The organism is Paenibacillus polymyxa (assembly GCF_018614975.1).
GTDB classification, from domain to species: Bacteria; Bacillota; Bacilli; order Paenibacillales; family Paenibacillaceae; genus Paenibacillus; species Paenibacillus polymyxa_E.
The window spans coordinates 487,646-506,906 of record NZ_JAGGNR010000008.1 but is presented as its reverse complement, the minus strand read 5'-3'; the positions used below and the strand labels follow the sequence as shown (position 1 = coordinate 506,906).

The following is a 19,261-nucleotide window of genomic DNA, read 5'->3' as shown; positions in this document are numbered from 1 at the left end:
TTAAATGAACAATATCAACAAGATTTTGGGTGTAGTCCTCATGCTTGGCAGTGTGTTTATTTCAACGATGGAGAGAATTTCAATACGAGTCTCTGTCGCTATAGTAGAAGCAGGATACGCTTCAGGAGGGACCAACGTACCCCAGTTTGCTCAGATGAACGAGCATCCAACAGGTTTACTTGTATACTTCATGTTCTTTGTTGGATTCATACTATTGGTCGCGGGATTCCCGGGGAGTTATAAGAAAAATCGTAATCATGGGCATAACAAGGAAGTTTAGCTTGAGGAGGGATGAAATTGGTCAAACAGGAGGAAGTGTTATCGGGAGGTAATGTGAATCAGGTCATCAGAATAGGTGAGACGGTACGCCGGCATACGAAACCAAATCCATATGTGGTCAGATGAATCTTTGATTGAAGTCGCGAAACTGTTGAGAAGTTACCATGATGCGACCGTTGGATTTACAACAACATCAGTATCAACGAACAGATATCCAGGCATAACTGAAGATGAAGTTGTATGTCATAACGATTTTGCGCCGTATAATGTGGTGTTCAAGGATGGCTGTCCTCAAGGCATTATTGATTTTGATATGGCGGGTCCGGGCCGCGAATGTGGGATATCGCCTATGCCTTGTATGCCTCCATTCCACTCGCAGAATTTTCACCAGAGATGGATGGAAAGGGTGTAATGCCATACGCCAGCCAGGCGCACGTAACTGTTCGAAAACAGAGGATTGCCTTATTCATGGCTACATACGGTCTGAGTGTTCCAGCAGATTTGAAGGAGTGGGTCGTTTCCCGCATCCGTTTCATGTGTAAAACACTGACTGATCATGCGGCTGATGGAGATGTTGCTTTTATGAAGATGGTCGAGGAGGGTCATCTGGCCCACTATGAGAAAGAAGTCATTTTTCTTGAAAACCATTGGGATGAATGGGTGGAAAGGTAATGCTAATAGACCGCGTGATAGCCTACGGGCTGGACAGCGGTTTTTTTTGTTTCCATCTTTCGAATCCCTATGAATTCCTTTCTATTCATTTTCAACAATTGTGATCAACAATACAGCAATATAGTTCAGATTAGATCGAAATAACTGTGATACAATTCATTGTAAAGCGCTATCATTGTAAATTATTAAACTATATTGCTTTTTATATTCTGGGAAGGGAGATCTTTACTGATGCTAACCATACACACCCCGACGAATATTGCTTTGCAGGAAAATGAAGTTTATGTGCGATCAGAAGCAGATAATTTTCAGGATGAATGGCCTGTTCATACGCATAATGGGTATGAGATACATTATTTTATTCAAGGAGATGCAACCTTTTTAATCGGTGACCGAATATATAAGCCGCTGCCCGGAGATATGTTTATATTCAGAGGCGGTGTGCCCCACCGAATCAATCCTTCAAGAGAAATCGTGTACAAGCGAAGTTTTGTCAATTTCACGGAATTATTGCTTTTGGACATGCTTGCTGTCAGTCAGTTGGAGAATCTGATGTCCATATTCCGTCATCCCAATGGGTTATTGGTGCATTGGCCCCCGGAGGAGCGTGAGCATATCACAGCTATATTTAAAGGAATCAAGGAGGAGATGGGGGCAGGAAATACAGGGTACAAAACAATGGTCAAATTAAGTCTTACCCAATTGTTACTGCGGATTTACCGGAAAACGACCAGTGAACAATCCGCGAATCCTATTTTATGTTCCTCCCAGAAGCAGACAAGTGTAAGCCGGGTTCTTCATTATTTAAACCAGAACTACACAGAGAATGTTTCGTTGGATGAACTTTCCAAAACACTCCATTTGAATAAGTACTACATTTGTCACTCTTTCAAAGAGACAACGGGATATACCATAAGCAATTATGTTATACGGAAAAGGGTTGCAGAGGCCAAAAAATTGTTGCTGTCTACGGATGCACCGATTTTGTCCATATCTGAAACGCTAGGTTTTAATACACCTGTATATTTTAGCAGGGCCTTTAAACAATATGTGGGTGTATCACCACAGTTATTCCGTAAAAGTGAATTGCTCAACGAAGCCAAAATTCATTAGACCCTTCCAAGGAGATGTTGATATGACAAAAAGAACAACGTTTAAGCTCACCACTAGTATGGTATTGGTCATGTTACTCATCGTATTGACTGCTTGCGGAAATTCTGGTACCAATGCTAATCCAAAACAAACAACTCTGGATTTCCTGTGGTTCTCTGATGGCAAAGAAGGAGAAGTCATCAAGGAAATCATTAAAGATTATGAGCAGACCAATACCAAGGTTAAAATCAACCTGATTGAAGTTGGCTTCAAGGATATCCAAACCAAATTAAAAACCATGTTATCCGGTGGAAAGCCACCTGCCCTGAGCCGTGTCACGGATACCGGATCATTTGCTAATCAAGCGGTTGATCTGACACCTTACGTGGACAATGCGGACCAATTCGAGGATCAATTTATTGACTCACTTAAACCTTATTATGTTATTAATGACAAGCTGGTAGCGGCGCCTATGGATGTTACAGCGAATGGGCTTATTTATAACAAAACCTTATTTGATAAAGCGGGCGTCAAAGTACCGACCTCTCCTGACCAGGTATGGACGTGGGATGAATACACAGCTGCGTTAAAAGAGGTTATGGACAAAGGTGGAGCACGTTATGGCATGGTATGGGATGTCACACCGCATAGATGGTCCACTCTTTTGTATCAGAATGGCGGAAGCATCTTAACAGAGGATGGCACTGCGGCAGCGATTAACAATGAAGCCGGAATCCGTAGCATGGAGCAGTTCAAGCAGCTTCATCAAGAAGGAATCATGCCCGAATCCGTATGGCTCGGAGGGGAAAATCCGAACAACCTGTTCCGTTCCGGGACGGTGGCTACCCACTGGGCTGGCAACTGGATGATCAGCAATTACAAGGATATCACTGATTTTGAATGGGGAGTCACCTACATGCCAAAAGGAACACAACGTTCTTCAGTGCCAGGCGGGAAGTTTCTGATGGCTTTTGAAGGCAGCGGATATGAGCAGGAGGCGGCAGAATTTATTGAATACTTAACGTCCAAAGAAGTGAATTCAAAATATAATCAGGAATCATTGTTTATGAGTCCACGGAAGGACAGCGCTGTCCTGAATTATGAATATGGCAAGGAGATGTTTGAAATTTTCGCGGATGAACTGAAGAACAGTTCGCCTCTTGCAGCTAATGACTGGTCCAGACAGACGATTATCTCCAAAATTACAACGGACCTGAAAAATAATATTGTTGAGGTTCTATCCGATAAGGCAACTCCGCAGGAGGCACTGGATCGAACAGCCAAACTGATTAACGAGGCTATTGGCAGTCAATAAACGTAAAGCCATGTGGTCAATTCGTATACGGGGGCTTAGCGATTCCTGTGAAGCCTCCCTTTCGAATAACGCATAAGGAAGGGGCAAGCAGATGAGTGAAGGACAACGATTAAACAAAAATACGCTGGCAAAACAGAACAGGAAGCTCGTTATTGCTCCTTATCTGTTTATACTACCCAACCTCCTGATCTTTGGAACTTTTATCGTATTTCCCTCTTTATTGGGCCTCTATTATTCCTTCCATGTCTATGATGGATTGAACCCAATGAAGTTCAACGGGCTGGACAATTACATCAAAATTATAGGAGATCGGGAATTTTGGTCGACCATCGGACGAACGGGGATTTATGCAGCAATTGTTGTCCCACTAATATATGCAGCAGCGCTCGGCATTGCTTTGCTGCTTGCGCGCGAGATTAGAATGCGCGGTTTCTTCAGGGCCGTATTTTACTGGCCGACCATGATTTCTTACATTATCGTAGGATTGACCTGGAAGTGGATTTTCGGAGATTCATTTGGCATTTTGAATCATCTGTTAACCGTGGTTGGTGTGGAACCTGTCGGCTTTTTAACTTCTTCCTTTTGGGCAAATACGGCTGTAATCATCGCCACAGTATGGTCACGTGCAGGCTTTTTCATGGTCATTTTTATCGCGGGTTTGCAGGCTATACCTACGGATTATTATGAGGCTGCCCGCTTGGACGGGGCAACAGGAATAAAGGTGTTTCGATATATTACGCTTCCGTTGTTGAAGCCCACAAGCTTGCTTGTTGTTATGCTGACTCTGATTGACGCGTTCAAAGCATTTCCACTTATGTTTGCGCTTACAGGTGGTGGTCCGGGCAAAGATACCACCTATATTGTTCAATATATTTATGAGATTGGCTTTAACAGACAGGAGCTCGGTTTGGCCAGTGCCATGTCGGTGATATTGTTTATCCTTATTGGTGGATTCTCGGCTCTGCAATTCCGTCTATCGAAAGGAGGGGCTACGTAATGGTAATGAAGCCTATGGTCAAAGTTGTCATCTACAGTATGTTAACTGTTGCTGCAGTGGTGTGGCTCCTGCCTGTCCTGTGGGTCGTAATTTCTTCTCTAAAAACGAATAGCGATCTATACAGCTTCCCTCCCAAGTTGTGGCCGCAGCCCGTCACCTTTGAGCATTTCAAGGCGGCATTCAGCAAAGGCGATTTTGGCTTATATTTTATGAATAGTACGATCGTAACCGTGTCCTCAACGCTGCTGCTGTTATTGATTAACTCCATGGCAGGTTTTGCATTAGCGAAATATCGCTTCCGCGGAAGCGCGATCATATTAATTGCTTTTATCTCAACACTTATGATTCCGATTGAGGTAATTATGATTCCTATATTCAAGGTACTGAGCGCACTGGGGATGTATAATAGTCTGCTCGCGATTATTATCCCGCCAGCAGCAACCCCGACAGGTGTGTTCCTTATGCGCCAGTATTTGTTGAGCGTACCGGACGAGCTGCTGGAAGCTGCCCGGATGGATGGAGCGGGCGAATGGAAAATTTACTGGAGCATTATTCTTCCGATAGCGAAGCCAATTCTTGCGGTGCTCGCAATCTTCTCCTTCATGTGGAGATGGGATGATTTTGTATGGCCGTTAATTGCGATTAGTGATCCATCGAAATATACGATTCAGCTTGCGCTCTCTAATTTTATTGGTGAATACAACGTGGATTGGGGAAGTTTGCTTGCGATGTCCGTAATCACGATGCTTCCGGTACTGATTGTTTTTATGGTTTTCCAGCGGTATTTTGTCAGCGGTATGATTACTTCAGGAATGAAAGGATGAGTTGAATGTCAGATACCACCCGGAGTGGGATGGATACCTTGAATTATAAACCTATGAAATTAGGTCGCAATCAGGTCATTAATCATTGGATGATCAGCGGCATATATACAAAGCCTGTTGCCTTTGTTCCAACAACGATGGAGGGAGATATTAATGATTGGCTTATCGATGGTTTTGCCATTCATGAGAATCCATGCAGAAAGGAATTTGTAGAACATCGGAGAACGCAGCCTGTGAACCGATTTTTTGATCAATGGAGCGAGTTTCCTAGCCCGGGAGACGACTTCGTTGGAGAAGAGAACGGAATGCCTTGGACACTGTATTCTCCTTGGAGTAATCCACGGGTGGAGCAATCAGGATTTTGGTTTGTACCGACACATCTGCGCAGTTACGCGGCGACAAGACTGATTTCTCTGACTGCTCATACCGCCTCTTTGCGGATTAAGACCTATGGCAGTCTGACGTTGTGGGTGAATGGGGAAATGGTAACGGATTTTGCGCCACTCATGCGTAACAAGGAGCAGGAAATCGTTATTAAAGCTGAACTTGTAGCTGGAATCAATGAGATCTATGCCTGCTGGGAGGATCTGGCTGAGCGGGATACCATGTATGCTTTTGCGGTGGAATACCTGGGCGACGAGGAATTGGTGATTTCCCTGCCGATTGCTCCTCATTTGGCGGAGTCTGTAAAATCCGCAGAGGAAGCCCTCGAACAGGCTTATTTTCCTTCGGATCTCTTCAGAGGTGAGCAGATTAAGCTTAAGCTGCCGCTTCCCTTACCGGACATCGTTAGTGAGGTTGATATTCAGTATGGCAATTTTTTTGACGGCACCGAAAATAAAACGATACACATCGCCGAAAAGGAAACGGACCTGGTCCTGGCACATACAAATCAACTCGGTCATCATTACGTATATTTCACGCTGGCTATTTCAGTTTCAAATATTGTACTGACCAAGAAGTTTGGCTGCCAATCCTATGATACCAGCTATGATGAGGCTGCTCAGCAAGCTTCGGATATTGAAGCCCGCAAATCCCTGGCTCTGCGATGCATTGCTGAGAAGGGCAGTCCCAATATTCATAAGGCCATCGCCATGCTCAAAACAGGAGGCAATCTGCAAGAAGCGGAGAACATTTTGCTTGAGGGTGTGGAAGGGATTGAGCAACGGAAGGATTGCAGTGACTTCTATCTGGTGGGACTGTTCCGTCTTTGGAGAGATGAGCGAAATAGCGGTCTGTTCAGTGAATCGTTCTGGGATCGGGTGAAAGCAAGTATTCTGGGCTATCGATATTGGATAGATGAGCCTGGCGATGATGTGATGTGGTTCTTCAGTGAGAACCATGCCTTGTTGTTCCATACCAATGAGCTGTTAGCCGGACAGCTGTTTGGGGATGAAACGTTCAGCAACAGTGGTGAATCCGGTGAAGTACATCGTCAAAAAGCAGAGCAGAGGCTTGCATTATGGTTTGAGCGCTTTTTGGATGAAGGATTGGCAGAATGGAATTCAAGTGCATACATTCCGATTGATGCGGTTGGGCTATTGCATATCTATGAATTTGCCCATGATGAACAGCTCAGGCAGCAAGCCAAAAAGGCAATGGACCTGTTATTCTATTATATTACCGTTCAAATGCATCAAGGAGTCTTGTCAACAACGTTTGGGCGCAGCTATGAGAAGGAACTGCTGGGCAGTTATGCAGCGGGAACAACTTCAATGTGCTGGATCGCTTATGGCGTTGGCAATGTAAACAATTATTCAATCAGCAATGTTGCCTTGAGTTTATCGGATTACAGTCCTCCAGCAGCATATCAGGAGCATCTGTTGCTTGGGGACAATCAGCAGTTAGTGTTCGCCAATCAGCAGGGCAAGGGAGGTTACGCCAAGCTCTACCATTGTCGGACCAAGGAATACTCCTTATCCTCAATCATTCGCTTTCGTCCAGGCAAGCCAGGTTATCAGGAGCATGTCCAGCATTTATCTCTGTCACCTGAGGCACAGATCTGGGTGAATCATCCGGCAGAAATATACAAGCATGGGGATGGTCGACCTTGCTTCTGGGCTGGGAATGGGATATTGCCTGATGTTGTTCAGCATGAGGGGATCGCTTTGATGATGTTTGATATTCCTGCGGATAACAACTCTGACTGGACACATGCTTATTTTCCTACTCACTCCTTCACGGAATGGGTAAGGCATGAGAACTGGCATTTTGCTCGTTTGGATAAGGGTTATGTAGCTATATATGCGGCTAACGGGATCAGTATGGAGAGCAACGGGGTGACAAGGGAACGTGAGCTTATTTCCCCTGGCATGCGTAACGCCTGGATTATAAGAGCAGGAAGCGAACAGCAATTCGGGTCATTTGACGCTTTTATCAACCAAGTTCGTTCTGCAAGCCCGCAATTCGATAATCAAGCTTTAACTCTCACTCTAACAGACCCGGTATATGGTCCAATTCAATGGGGAATGAACAAGCCTTTTCTTATTCAAGAAGAGGAAATTATACACGAAGGTTATGGAGTGAAGGGACAACTGAAGTTACTGGACATCGAGCGCTGAATCGTGTGCAACAAACCAAGGGAGTGATAACCAACATGCTGAATCAAATGGTGCTGCAGGAGAGAATAAGCAAGGTATCCCAAGCGATGGAGTCTATGAAAAACACAAGCATCAATGAACAGTTTCCCATCGGACTAATCGACATACATCTATGGGAATGGCCGCAAGGTGTCGGTCTGTATGGCTTGCTTCAGCTCCATGAGGCAACGAAAGATCCTAAAGTGCTGGAATTTCTGGAATCATGGTACAATGCAAGGCTGATGGAAGGGTTACCGGAAAAAAATGTGAACACCTGTGCTCCGCTTCTTACTTTGATCTCACTATGCGAGCTGACCGGCAACAGGGAATACGAACAGGTCTGTGAGGAGTGGAGCAGTTGGATCATGGATGGACTGCTGCGAACCGGAGATGGTGCGTTTCAGCATATGATCACGGGAGACGCCAATGAGGGTCAAATTCTGATTGATACTCTGTTTATGACGGTGTTATTTTTGGCCAAGGCAGGGGTATACTTCAAGAAACCCGACATGGTGGAAGAAGCCAAACGACAGTTCCTTGTGCATATCAAATATCTATATAACAAGAAAACCGGATTGTTCTATCATGGCTGGGATTTCAATGAAAATCATAACTATGGTGCTGTTCATTGGGGAAGGGGCAATGCATGGTATACGGCGGGAGTTATGGATTTCCTGAATATCATTCCGATCGAAGACGGGCTCAAGGCCTATCTGCTGGATACAGCAACCGCTCAAGTCAGAGCACTGAGCAAGCTTCAGGGTGAGGATGGCATGTGGCACACTGTGCTGGATGATCCAACCTCTTACAAAGAAACCTCGGCAACAGCAGCGATTGGATACGGCATTCTCAAGGGAATCCGGTATGGATACCTGGATGAATCCTATCGCCAGAATGGTTTGAGTGCGCTTGAAGCGGTGTTGAAACATATTGATGATCACGGAGTCGTACAGCAGGTGTCCTATGGTACTCCTGTGGGACAAGATGCTCAGTTTTATAAAGATATACCGATTAGTCCGATGGGTTATGGACAAGCACTTACATTGTTTATCCTGATTGAGGGCTTGCGGGTTCCAACCGCCGAATAGAATAAGGCGGACTTGTATGGAGGGTAGGGGATACAGTTTCCTGTATCCTCCTTTTTGTTTAGTAAGCTCGAATCTCGATTAATTCGGCATATCTGCTGCCATTTGTGGCATCAATTATGATTCTCAGAGCCTGAGCTGACACAGGGACATCCAGGGAATGAATAACTTTTCTTTTGTGATTTTCTTGCACACTTGCGACTTGTATCCATTCGCCAGCCGGAGCCAGTACATCCACGCGATAATCACGCACCAGCTCAGGCATCACGCGGAATGTTGTGTGATGGTGATGTAAATTAACCAGATCCTCGTTCACATCGTCATTAAATGTGAAATGTACTTCAGCCAACATCTGCGGCTCTTCCCATGTTAACTGAACATATTCCGGCTTGCCGGGCTCCATGGGTTCCGACATCCACTGCTGCGGCCCACCGTAAGGGCGATGATAACCGTTAATCGTGTTGTCCGCTGAATAGGCCGAAGTCTCAGAGAGGGTACGACAGCAGAATGGCTGACGCGCCAATCCCTGCATAGACCATACTACGACAGGCTGATCCGTGGCATGATCCTCCAGATTTTTGGAGACGTGGTTTTCTTCTGTTTTGAAGAAGATCAGCACCCCGCTGTGTGCTTCTGTCGAATGGTAGAGTGAGACGGCTTTATTGGAGCGGATGATTATAAAAGCATTCTGCGGTTCTTCCGGTCGCCATTCGAGCGGAAGCTTCACCCACTGCGCAGTTCCTGTTGTAACGTTAACAGTCGCCGTAACTTGTAACCAATGCGGGACGTAGTTCTCCTTACGCCCCGTATCCCACAGCTCTACCGTCAGCGCGGTATCGCTGGATGCATCCAGCAGCAGCTCCAGGCCGCTGAGCACTGGATGCACAGGCAGCATTAGGGCAACATCCGTACCCAGCGGGTACGTCTCGCCAGGCTGCTCAAGAGCGATGCCCGTCAGCGTGCTGGAGGCTGTAGCCTTGGCACGCCGGGCCAGATCCAGCTCATCGTGGCTGCGCACCCCGATGATGGAAGCGTCCTGCCGCAGCAACGTCTGCTGCAGGACCGCCAGATGCCTCGCGTGCAGCTCGCGAGGCGACACCCCCATGGCCGCGCAGAGCGCCGCGCCCGTACCCGCGGCTTCGCCGATGACCGCGCATGTTGCCATGACGCGCGTTGTGCCGAAGGCGACATGTGATGCACTGATGTCGCGCCCGGCCATGAGCATATTCCGCACATTGGCGGAATACAGCGAGCGGAACGGCACGTGATATACGCCATCGGCATGCATATGCTTCGAGCCGCTCGCTTCGGCGTACATGCCCTGCGGGGGATGCAGGTCAATGGACCAGCCGCCAAAGGCGACGGCATCCGGGAACTCCCGCTGGCTGATAATATCGTTCTGGGTGAGCACATAGTCACCCGTGAAGCGGCGGTACTCCCTTTTGCCAGGCAGCGAACCAATCCACTCCAGCGTCATATGGTCGGCATCAAACTTGCCGGAGTTCTTGATATAGTCCCAGATCCCGTAGATCACGGACCACAGTTCATCACGGATCAGCTCATTGTCATGAACGGTGTCATGTTCACCGCCCCATTCAATCCACCAGTAATGACAACCGGAATCCCCGCTGCGAATGACCCGGCGAATCGGAATGCTGGTCTGTGTAATATCCTTGGCAAAAGAAGGCGGGATATAACGGACAGGCGCACCAGCATCCTTGGTATAAAAGAGGAGTGTACTGCCCAGCGTGATCTGATCAGCCACCTCCGGTGCCCAATCTTCGCCATATTCGCTGCGGGCTTCCCGGCCGAGTGCAAACTTGGCTCCAGCCAGAAAGCCAACCAATCCATCGCCCGTACAGTCCAGATAGATCTGACTTTCGAATCGGATTTTGCGCTCAGAACCCATCATCCACCCGGTAACGGAGGTAATCATGCGTTCCTCGCCATCCCCGGTTGCCTCAACTTCATGGACATCCGTGTTCAGGTACAGGCTGATGTTGGATTCAGCTCGAACGGCTTCCAAAATGATCAAGTCCCAGAGATACGGGTTGCCTTCCGGGTTGCTATACTGATTCTCTACAAACAGTTCCCCCATGATGCCCGTCTCGCGGGCATAACGGTTAATTCCGTGGGCGGTAGCGCCGCAGACCCATACGCGTACTTCACTGCTGGAATTGCCGCCAAGTACGGGGCGGTTCTGCACCAGCGCCACCTGCTGCCCCATGCGGGCAGCGGCTATCGCGGAGCATACACCAGCAAGTCCTCCGCCGATGACGGTGATGTCGTATTGTACATGCTCTTGTTTCATATCTGTGACCTCCTCAACTGAAGATAGATCCACCTTGACTCCAACTACATATCTATAATTTCATCTTAGATTTATATATTCACTTTTTAAATGCACTATACTATCATCAAACATATACTTTATTTCACAGAAAGGGTGGTCAAGTCATGGAGCTGCTTAACCACATCTACTGGAAGCAAAAAGGGGAATTTGCTCTTACGGAAGATATCTATACGACTTGGGTGGCTTTTGCCGTCGAAGAGGGAATATTCCATTATGAGATTGGGGGTCAGATCGGAGAAGCGAGTTTTGGCGATCTGGTGCTGTGCCCCCCGGCGGTTCCTTTTCGGCGGACAGTCATTACCCCGCTGACATTTCACTATTTACAGTTTAGCAGTAGCCTGGAGGAGGAGGAGGAGGAGTTTCTGCCACCAGCCGGAAAATCGCTGATTAATGACACGAAGCGGTTAGCCTCGACGTACGCTTATTTACGCCAGGACAGTGAGGAGAATAAGGGGGAAGTTGCCCGTTGGAAGACACATTTTATGATGGATTTGTGGCAGCTGTATCAGGTGGAACGCAGACAGAATCGCTTACAGGAGCGGAGATTTACTGAAGACGCACGAATGGCTGAAGCGGCAGCGCTGCTGGAGGAGCGTGCGGAAGAGGAGATCAGCCTTCAGGAATTGGCGCAGCGACTGGCCTTGAGTCCGGTGCAGTTGACAAGGCGTTTCCGGGAAGCTTTTCAGGAGACGCCATCAGGCTATCTCAAACGGGTCCGTCTGAAAAAAGCGCAGAACCTCTTGGCTGACAGCAGCCTGACCCTTAACCAAATTGCCGAGCGATGCGGATATGAAAACGGATTTTATCTGAGCAGGGTGTTCTCCAAAACGTTGGGCATAAGTCCATCTGAGTATCGCAGGAGACACAGGGTGTAAGCTGAAAGAAGTGAGCAGAAAGCTTTAAAGACAACTATAAAGACAACTTTTGAAGCAAGCGGAGCACCAGGTATACACCTTCGTTACGGGTTGCCCAGATTATGGAGGAGCTGGTGTGAATGAGTGCAGAAGCAACGGATACTGCATTTCTAACCGAAATTAGAGGGGAAGTACAATTTCAGTTGTAGATCATGGACAATTTATACTATAATTTACCATATCGAGTCCTTATCCGAACGTATGCCCCCGTATCCGTTTGAATGAGGACTCTGATTTTATAACTAAAACCAAGGAGGTGGATATAGCCTTAGCCTTTAAAATAAGGAATTCATCCTAATATTCGATAAAGGAGAATGGAAGCGATGAGAAAAATGATATTTTTGAAAGCGCTTAAATTTGTTTTGATGATAACTTTTTTAGTTCCTTTGTATTGGGCGGCTCCATCTGTCCATGCGGCAGAAGGGGAGAATACCTTGATTCTGAGTCATGATTTTGAAGATGGCACGGTTCAGAGCTGGAGCGGACGCGGTGAAGTAGAAACGCTTCATGCAAGCGCCGTTGCAGCTCGTACCGGAGATTATGGACTGGAAGTGAGCGGGCGTGCTATGACATGGCATGGGCCAGCGCTGGATGTGACAGAACTTTTGGAGGTGGGACAGACGTATGTGTTCACTGGCTGGGTGAAGCTTCCGGCGGGAGCGTCCAGCACAAACCTCAATATGTCTTTACAGCGTACCCTGCCAGATACAACACATTATGAAAATTTAACATTCGGTACCGCATCCGCAGGCGGATGGACCAAGCTTACTGCACAGTTTAAAATGCTGGAACCAGCGAATCAGTTATCGGTTTATTTTGAAGTGCCAGACCTTGCCACAGCTTCTTTTTATGTGGATGATTTCCGATTGGAGAAGCTGCCAGATCTCGGACCCATTGTGATCGAAGAAGACATTCCTTCCCTACAGGATGCTTTTGCGGGCAAGTTTCGAATTGGGACGGCCTTCACGAACAATGAACTACTGACCGAACCGGACAAGCAGCTGCTTACGAAGCATTTTGATAGTCTGACACCAGGCAATGTTCTGAAATGGGACAGTACCGAGCCGCAAGAGGGTATGTATAATTTCAGCGGGTCGGATGCCGCAGTTGCTTTTGCAGCAGCGAACGGACAAGAGATACGCGGGCATACCCTCGTTTGGCATACACAAACTCCGGATTGGGTATTCCACGATGCCAACGGCAATCTGGTGAGCAAAACGGTGCTGTATGAACGGATGCAGCAGCATATTGAGACGGTAATGGAGCGTTATCAAGGCCAGATCTACGCTTGGGACGTTGTGAATGAAGTCATTGATGCCTCCGAGCCGGATGGCCTGCGGCGCAGTCTGTGGTACCAGATTGCCGGGGAAGAATATATTGAGAAAGCATTTGAATTCGCCCATGCAGCCGACCCGGATGCCAAGTTGTTTATTAATGACTACAATACCCATGAGCCGGCCAAAAGCCAGGCCCTCTACAATCTGATCACTCGCCTTCAAGCCAAGGGTGTGCCTATTGACGGAGTCGGCCATCAAACACACATCAGCCTCTTTTATCCAACCCTTTCGGAAATTGAGAGTTCCATTGTCAAATTCAAGGCGCTGGGCCTCGAAACACATATTACTGAGCTTGATGTAAGTGTATATTCCAATGATTCGCAATCTTATGATATCTTCCCGGAAGAACTGAAGACACAGCAGGCGGCGCTGTACAAGTCCCTGTTCCAGATCTTCCTGAGGCATACGGACACAGTCAAAAATGTTACCTTGTGGGGCAAGGATGATGCCAATACCTGGCTACGAACCTTCCCGGTCGCCCGCAACAACTGGCCGCTGCTTTTCGACGAGCGACTCCAGTCCAAGCCAGCCTATTGGTCCGTTTTAGAGACGGTCCAGGTCGAGGCAGTACCAGCCGCTCCGCAGAATCTGACCGCCACTGCGGTTAGCGACAACAGCATCAATCTAAGCTGGAGTGCATCTGCAAGTGCGACCTCATATACGGTAAACAGGTCGCTGACAGCAGCCGGACCGTATACATCTGTGGCCGCTGTATCGGGAACAAGCTATAAGGATATGGCGGTATCTGCTGGAACCACCTACTACTATGTGGTGAATGCGGTTAACAGCGTTGGGAAGAGTGTGAACTCCGTTCAAGCTTCCGCAAAGGTCCAGGGTGGAGGGCCGCCAGAGCCTGCTGGCAATCTGACTCTAGCCTATCGTGCAGGGGAGACAAATCTGCTCGATAACCAAATGAAACCGCAGTTTGTCATTCACAACAACGGTACCTCCACAGTTAGCCTGAATGAACTGACAATTCGTTACTGGTATACAGTGGACGGGGAGAAACAACAATCCTTTTTCTGTGATTATGCACAACTTGGAGGCAGTCAGATCAGCGGCAGCATAGTGAAACTGCCTGCACCTGTTCCTGGAGCGGACCATTATCTGGAACTGAAGTTTGGTACCGGAGCAGGCGTGATCCCGGTCGGAGGAACCTCTGGGGAGATCCATACCCGGTTGCACAAAGCAGACTGGTCCAATTACAGCGAAGGGGATGATTATTCCTTTAACCCGCTGCAAACCTCTTTTGCCGATTGGACCAAGGTAACTCTTTACCGGAACGGCGAGCTTGTCTGGGGAGTGGAGCCTATATCCTAATTTGCTAAGTCGTTATATCCAGCCTAGCCGGAGATCCCAGATCTCCGGTTTTTTTAATGCAATAGAACAAATCTGTGTATTCCTATCCCGTCCCTGGCAACTGGTATCACATATCCATGCGAATGAGCCCGGCCCCGGCCGAAGCGGGGGAACTGATGGTATAATGATTTCAATAATTGCAGGGGAGCGCTGAGGGGATGAAAAAGCCCGACTGGAAGACCTTTTTGCCGCATAAGCTCAGGTATCGGCTGTTTGGTGCGTTTGTGGTATTGATTCTGCTGCCATTCAGCGTACTTAATGTCTACAACTATGGACAGATCGAATCTCTGGTTGAGCAAAAAATCAGCGAACAGAGCCACGAGCAACTGGTGCAGATGTATGGTTCTCTGGAGGACCAGATGAGTATTGCATTCAAAACCCTGATTTTTCTGGAACAGGATTCAGCCGTGAGAAACGTCCTGTCTTCTCCAGACAATCGTTCTCCGCTTGAGAACAAGTCGTTGGTGGAAGAGAAGTTCAAGATGATCAACAACAGCTTTTTTCTATATAATCCTTCCGTGTACTTCACGCTGTTAGATTTTTATGATAACGTTTACACTTCGTATTTGCCCAAAAAAGCTCTGGCCTATGGCCCTTATCGGGAACAATTTCGCAAGCATCTTGGAGAATTGACCTTCATCAAGGGCAACACTGATTCAAACTCGTTTCCATCAGAAGAGTTGCTCTACCGCTGGGATGCCTGGGATACCAACCATGTCCTGCGGGAGCTATCCTCCAGCCCGTATCTGTTGTCCCTCTATGCGTATATGAAGGACAGTGGCGGCAAAAGGTACGGAATGGCACGGATCAGCATCGATTATTCGTACTGGTTTCAGTCTATGCTGAAGGATTCGCAGAGCAATCAGGAGTATTTCCTGATTACTGGCAATGGGGAAACGATTGCCCGCTCGTCCGAAAAAGCGGTACTTTCCCCAGACGTGACCCGGGAAATTGCACTTCATCCGGCAGAGGCCTATCTGACGGATAATGATTCAGATACGCTGATTAACTACGTATACATCGAGTCACTGGACTGGTACATGGTAAATCGTATTCCACTAGCTGTGTTGTTTACGGAGATATCGGGGCTTAAGCAGCGCTATTTTTTAACGTTTTTTGGCTTCACAGCAGCATTTGTGCTCATGGCTTTTATGATCTCTGCGACGTTCACTCGGCCTTTATCACATCTGCAGAACCAGATGAAGGAGGTTGTACGCAAAAACCTCAAGGTCCGTATCCCTGAAGGCCGCAGCCGCGGAGAAGTGCTGGAACTGACCCGCACGTTCAATACCATGCTGGATGATGCCAATCAGATGATCAACAGACTCAAGGCGGAGGAACGCCAGAAGGAAGCGGTACATTTTCATATGCTTCTCGCCCAGATGAATCCGCACTTTCTCCTGAATACATTGAATACAATGAAATGGAGTGCGATCCGCAGCGGGAATGAGGAGATCTCCGAGATGTGTGTTTCCTTGGGCAAATTACTGGAGGTCAGCCTGAATTCACAGGTCGAATTGGTATACCTGAAGGATGAGATCGAGTTGGTTCAAGCCTACCTTCACATTCAGCGGATTCGTTACCGCGATAGCTTTGAAGTGACTTGTGAATTTGACGATAAACTGGAGTATGCGCTGGTGCCCAAGCTGAGCTTGCAGCCACTGGTGGAGAATGCCATTCACCATGGTGTCGGGCCACTGGAACAGCTTGGTCAGATCCGCATCGGAATTTACAGGCAAGACACAGGCAAGCTGATGCTGGAGGTGGCGGACAACGGAATTGGCATGGAGGAATCCCGGCGTCTGCAGGTAACCCGGACGCGTCCGGGGATCGGCCTGTCTAACCTTAAGGAACGATTGCGGTTATTGTTCAAAGGCCAAAGTGAACTCGAAGTGATTGATACCAAGCCGGGGACATTAGTGAGGTTCAGCATTCCTTTTTTATTGTCGACGCCTTATGTGCAGAAGCGGTCAGACTAGACGACTGGAGAGGGGAATCTGGAATGTGGAAGGTATTGCTTGTAGAAGATGAAGTATTTGTACGTGAGTCGGTACGAGAGATTATTTCCTGGGAAGAGCTGGGCTTCACGGTCATTGGAGAATCCGGTAATGGGACAGAAGCGCTGGCGATGATCATACAGGATACACCTGATCTGGTACTGACCGATATTGTCATGCCCGGTATGGATGGTCTGGAATTACTCAAACAGACCCGTCAGGCCGGGTTAAAAACCAAATTTGTTATGCTCACCTGTATGGGGGAGTTCGAATATGTACGCCGTGCGATGGAATACGGGGCTTCGAATTATATTCTGAAGCTGTCGATGAGTGTGAATTCACTGCGTGACACACTACGTAAAGTAAGTGCGGAACTGGGAGCTTCGACTGAAGCCCGGACAGAGACAGATCGTCATGAAGTGCCACCTTCCACACCGGTTCCAACATCAACGCCTGATTTGCCTAATTCTCTTACGGTCTCTTCTGCGCCCACGTCTGAGACAGATCTTCCGTTCACACCTGTTCGTGAGCCGGTTGTGAAGCATCCGGAGATTAGCAAAATTATTGAGTACATCGGGCAGCATTACGATCAGGACATTACCGTCAAATCCATGTCACGATATGTGATGATGGGCGAGAATTATGTGAGTGCTTTGTTTAAAAAGAAAACGGGCCATACCCTGATTCATTACCTGCATGGGGTACGGATGGAGAAAGCGGCTGAATACTTGCGCGAGACGGATCTTCCTGTACAGGAGATTGGTTACCGGGTAGGGTTCGGAAGTGATAATTATTTCATTAAAATATTCAAGCGTTGGACCGGTTGCACGCCCAGCCAGTATCGCCACCGCTCGTGATTCACTGGATGAGTAGAAGGAATATGTGTACCGAGTGCTCAGGCAAGCACAAGTAAATCCGTATTTTTGTTCAATCCGAATCATGGATATGTATCTTATGAACCCAGCAAGGTCCCTGCTACGATGTAACAGAAGGTACACTCACTTCAATTCAGGGAGGTCATGTGACCAGATGAGAATCAAAAAAGGATTAACGGGGTTAATCGTAGGTGCGCTGATGCTGGGCTTGCTTGCCGGCTGTGTAGGTAAAAATGAGACGAACGGTGGAGACAACGGAGGTGGAGCGGCAGCGGGAAAAGTGAAGCTCACCATGTGGGGCGCGGTGCCGCCTGAGAATGGTCCACAGGAAGTGGTAGATACCTGGAATGCGGAGCATCCTGACATTCAGGTGGAATATGTGCGGTTTGTGAATGATGATGATGGCAACCTCAAGCTGGATACGGCGCTGTCCACCGGGCAGAACGTTGATCTGTACGTCAACTATACCCTCACAAATCTGGATAAACGCATCAAGGGCGGGACAGCACTGGATCTGGGTGAGTTCACGGATTACAACATTGATGAGAAAATGGGTGAAGATGCGGCTTCCTGGAAAGTGGACGGTAAATATTACGGGATGCCTACCAAGAAAAACGCTGCCTTCTTCGCTTTAAATATGAAAGCGCTTGATCAGGCCGGACTGAGCGTTCCAACAGCCTGGACATGGGATGAAGCCCGTGAATATGCACTCAAACTGAAGACGGCTGGCTTTAAGTACGGTCTGGTGCAGCATACCGCTTCTTATGTAGACCCGCTCGATTCCGTTCTGGTGAAGAACGGTTATGTTAAGGCTGACGGTACTTCCAACCTGGATGATCCACTCGTTACCAAATGGCTGGAGACGTTGAACGGGATGATGAAGGAGGATGCAACCACGCCTCCACTTGGCGAGCAGCTGACTTCCAAAATGCCGGTGGAGAACATGTTCCTTGGCGGTGAGTCTGCCATGATTAACATCGGTGAATGGCTGATCCGCACGTCGAACAACATGACCGAGTTCCCGCGGGATTGGAAAATCGCCTTTGCCCCGGTACCGAGACTGGCTGCACAGGAAGCAGATATGGTGAAGAGCGGGGGACTGGGTGACTTTATTGCGATCAATTCCAAGTCGAAAAATAAAGAAGCCGCATGGGAATTCCTGAAATGGTACGCCGATGGGGGAATGATGCCGATGGCTGCGGGTGGGCGTCTGCCTTCATCGAATGCCGTTGATCAGCAGACTGCCATTGATCATCTGCTGGGTGATTATGCCGATTCCTATGACAAGGAGTCACTGGAATTTGTGTTGTATGGTGATGAGACACCTACGTTTGTCCGCAGCATTGCGCAGGAAGTGGTCGATCTGCGTGCACAGGAGTATGAAAAGTATTTCCTTGGTAACCAGACTGCCGAAGTTACGGTACAGAACATGGTCAAACGCCATAATGATTGGCTGAAGCAGAATCAATAGAATGCAAGTGCTGCACCATAGACCGAATGCCGTCCCCGATGGGGCGGCTTTTTCTTTATAAGCAATAGAACAATTCCATGTTAATTCCCTCTCGAAAGGCACTGCCCGAAAT

15 protein-coding genes are annotated in these 19,261 nt (G+C 47.9%); 14 read left to right on the top strand and 1 reads right to left on the bottom strand.

Features of this window, described 5'->3' with window-relative positions:
- The first annotated feature begins 4 nt into the window (after positions 1–4).
- The 9 genes from J7E78_RS05575 to bglB all read left to right on the top strand — a co-directional run bounded on the left by J7E78_RS05575 (position 5) and on the right by bglB (position 8,846).
- Positions 5–280: a hypothetical protein gene (locus J7E78_RS05575; protein WP_047842597.1), complete on the top strand. Its 276-nt coding sequence runs from the start codon at positions 5–7 to the stop codon at positions 278–280.
- Positions 281–391: 111 nt separating this feature from the next.
- A complete protein-coding gene (locus J7E78_RS29265; RefSeq protein WP_251034830.1) occupies positions 392–691 on the top strand; it encodes a phosphotransferase in 300 nt (99 codons plus the stop codon).
- Positions 613–951, top strand: coding sequence for a hypothetical protein (locus tag J7E78_RS29260; RefSeq protein WP_251034882.1), 339 nt, complete (start codon positions 613–615; stop codon positions 949–951). Before J7E78_RS29265 ends, J7E78_RS29260 begins: the two co-directional genes overlap by 79 nt.
- Before the next feature lie 231 nt (positions 952–1,182).
- Positions 1,183–2,064 carry an AraC family transcriptional regulator gene (locus J7E78_RS05565; protein ID WP_091031576.1) on the top strand — a complete coding sequence of 294 codons (882 nt, stop codon included), beginning with the start codon at positions 1,183–1,185 and terminating at the stop codon, positions 2,062–2,064.
- Positions 2,065–2,086: 22 nt separating this feature from the next.
- A complete protein-coding gene (locus tag J7E78_RS05560) occupies positions 2,087–3,358 on the top strand; it encodes an ABC transporter substrate-binding protein (protein ID WP_215075315.1) in 1,272 nt (423 codons plus the stop codon).
- A gap of 91 nt (positions 3,359–3,449) precedes the next feature.
- On the top strand, positions 3,450–4,355 hold the full coding sequence (locus tag J7E78_RS05555) for a carbohydrate ABC transporter permease (protein ID WP_074094691.1): 906 nt from the start codon (positions 3,450–3,452) through the stop codon (positions 4,353–4,355).
- 5 nt (positions 4,356–4,360) lie between these two features.
- On the top strand, positions 4,361–5,179 hold the full coding sequence (locus tag J7E78_RS05550) for a carbohydrate ABC transporter permease (protein ID WP_397330472.1): 819 nt from the start codon (positions 4,361–4,363) through the stop codon (positions 5,177–5,179).
- A gap of 5 nt (positions 5,180–5,184) precedes the next feature.
- Positions 5,185–7,740, top strand: coding sequence for a hypothetical protein (locus tag J7E78_RS05545; RefSeq protein WP_215075313.1), 2,556 nt, complete (start codon positions 5,185–5,187; stop codon positions 7,738–7,740).
- Between the two features lie 35 nt (positions 7,741–7,775).
- The gene (gene bglB / locus J7E78_RS05540) at positions 7,776–8,846 is read left to right on the top strand and encodes a beta-galactosidase BglB (protein ID WP_215075312.1); all 1,071 of its coding nucleotides are present in this window, start codon (positions 7,776–7,778) and stop codon (positions 8,844–8,846) included.
- Positions 8,847–8,904: 58 nt separating this feature from the next.
- On the opposite strand, the gene J7E78_RS05535 is transcribed toward bglB, so the two are convergent.
- Complete coding sequence (locus J7E78_RS05535; protein WP_215075311.1) at positions 8,905–11,154, bottom strand: FAD-dependent oxidoreductase; 2,250 nt, start codon at positions 11,152–11,154, stop codon at positions 8,905–8,907.
- Between the two features lie 146 nt (positions 11,155–11,300).
- Here J7E78_RS05535 and J7E78_RS05530 point away from each other — a divergent pair, with 146 nt between their 5' ends.
- The 5 genes from J7E78_RS05530 to J7E78_RS05510 all read left to right on the top strand — a co-directional run bounded on the left by J7E78_RS05530 (position 11,301) and on the right by J7E78_RS05510 (position 19,149).
- The gene (locus tag J7E78_RS05530) at positions 11,301–12,071 is read left to right on the top strand and encodes a helix-turn-helix domain-containing protein (protein WP_215075310.1); all 771 of its coding nucleotides are present in this window, start codon (positions 11,301–11,303) and stop codon (positions 12,069–12,071) included.
- 362 nt (positions 12,072–12,433) lie between these two features.
- Positions 12,434–14,767, top strand: coding sequence for an endo-1,4-beta-xylanase (locus J7E78_RS05525; RefSeq protein WP_215075309.1), 2,334 nt, complete (start codon positions 12,434–12,436; stop codon positions 14,765–14,767).
- Positions 14,768–14,964: 197 nt separating this feature from the next.
- On the top strand, positions 14,965–16,785 hold the full coding sequence (locus J7E78_RS05520) for a cache domain-containing sensor histidine kinase (protein ID WP_215075308.1): 1,821 nt from the start codon (positions 14,965–14,967) through the stop codon (positions 16,783–16,785).
- A 23-nt stretch (positions 16,786–16,808) separates the two neighbouring features.
- Entirely contained in the window at positions 16,809–17,660 is an 852-nt protein-coding gene (locus J7E78_RS05515; RefSeq protein WP_215075307.1) for a response regulator transcription factor, read from the top strand.
- A 172-nt stretch (positions 17,661–17,832) separates the two neighbouring features.
- Entirely contained in the window at positions 17,833–19,149 is a 1,317-nt protein-coding gene (locus J7E78_RS05510; protein ID WP_215075306.1) for an ABC transporter substrate-binding protein, read from the top strand.
- The last annotated feature ends 112 nt before the right edge of the window (positions 19,150–19,261 follow it).

Excerpts from the sequence above, each read along its gene's own strand:
- J7E78_RS05530 (WP_215075310.1), top strand. The coding sequence starts at position 11,301 with ATGGAGCTGCTTAACCACATCTACTGGAAGCAAAAAGGGGAATTTGCT.
- J7E78_RS05550 (WP_397330472.1), top strand. The coding sequence starts at position 4,361 with ATGAAGCCTATGGTCAAAGTTGTCATCTACAGTATGTTAACTGTTGCT.
- J7E78_RS29260 (WP_251034882.1), top strand. The coding sequence starts at position 613 with ATGTGGGATATCGCCTATGCCTTGTATGCCTCCATTCCACTCGCAGAA.
- J7E78_RS05520 (WP_215075308.1), top strand. The coding sequence starts at position 14,965 with ATGAAAAAGCCCGACTGGAAGACCTTTTTGCCGCATAAGCTCAGGTAT.
- J7E78_RS05555 (WP_074094691.1), top strand. The coding sequence starts at position 3,450 with ATGAGTGAAGGACAACGATTAAACAAAAATACGCTGGCAAAACAGAAC.
- J7E78_RS05560 (WP_215075315.1), top strand. The coding sequence starts at position 2,087 with ATGACAAAAAGAACAACGTTTAAGCTCACCACTAGTATGGTATTGGTC.
- J7E78_RS05525 (WP_215075309.1), top strand. The coding sequence starts at position 12,434 with ATGAGAAAAATGATATTTTTGAAAGCGCTTAAATTTGTTTTGATGATA.
- bglB (WP_215075312.1), top strand. The coding sequence starts at position 7,776 with ATGCTGAATCAAATGGTGCTGCAGGAGAGAATAAGCAAGGTATCCCAA.
- J7E78_RS05545 (WP_215075313.1), top strand. The coding sequence starts at position 5,185 with ATGTCAGATACCACCCGGAGTGGGATGGATACCTTGAATTATAAACCT.
- J7E78_RS05575 (WP_047842597.1), top strand. The coding sequence starts at position 5 with ATGAACAATATCAACAAGATTTTGGGTGTAGTCCTCATGCTTGGCAGT.
- J7E78_RS05510 (WP_215075306.1), top strand. The coding sequence starts at position 17,833 with ATGAGAATCAAAAAAGGATTAACGGGGTTAATCGTAGGTGCGCTGATG.
- J7E78_RS29265 (WP_251034830.1), top strand. The coding sequence starts at position 392 with ATGTGGTCAGATGAATCTTTGATTGAAGTCGCGAAACTGTTGAGAAGT.
- J7E78_RS05515 (WP_215075307.1), top strand. The coding sequence starts at position 16,809 with ATGTGGAAGGTATTGCTTGTAGAAGATGAAGTATTTGTACGTGAGTCG.
- J7E78_RS05535 (WP_215075311.1), bottom strand. The coding sequence starts at position 11,154 with ATGAAACAAGAGCATGTACAATACGACATCACCGTCATCGGCGGAGGA.
- J7E78_RS05565 (WP_091031576.1), top strand. The coding sequence starts at position 1,183 with ATGCTAACCATACACACCCCGACGAATATTGCTTTGCAGGAAAATGAA.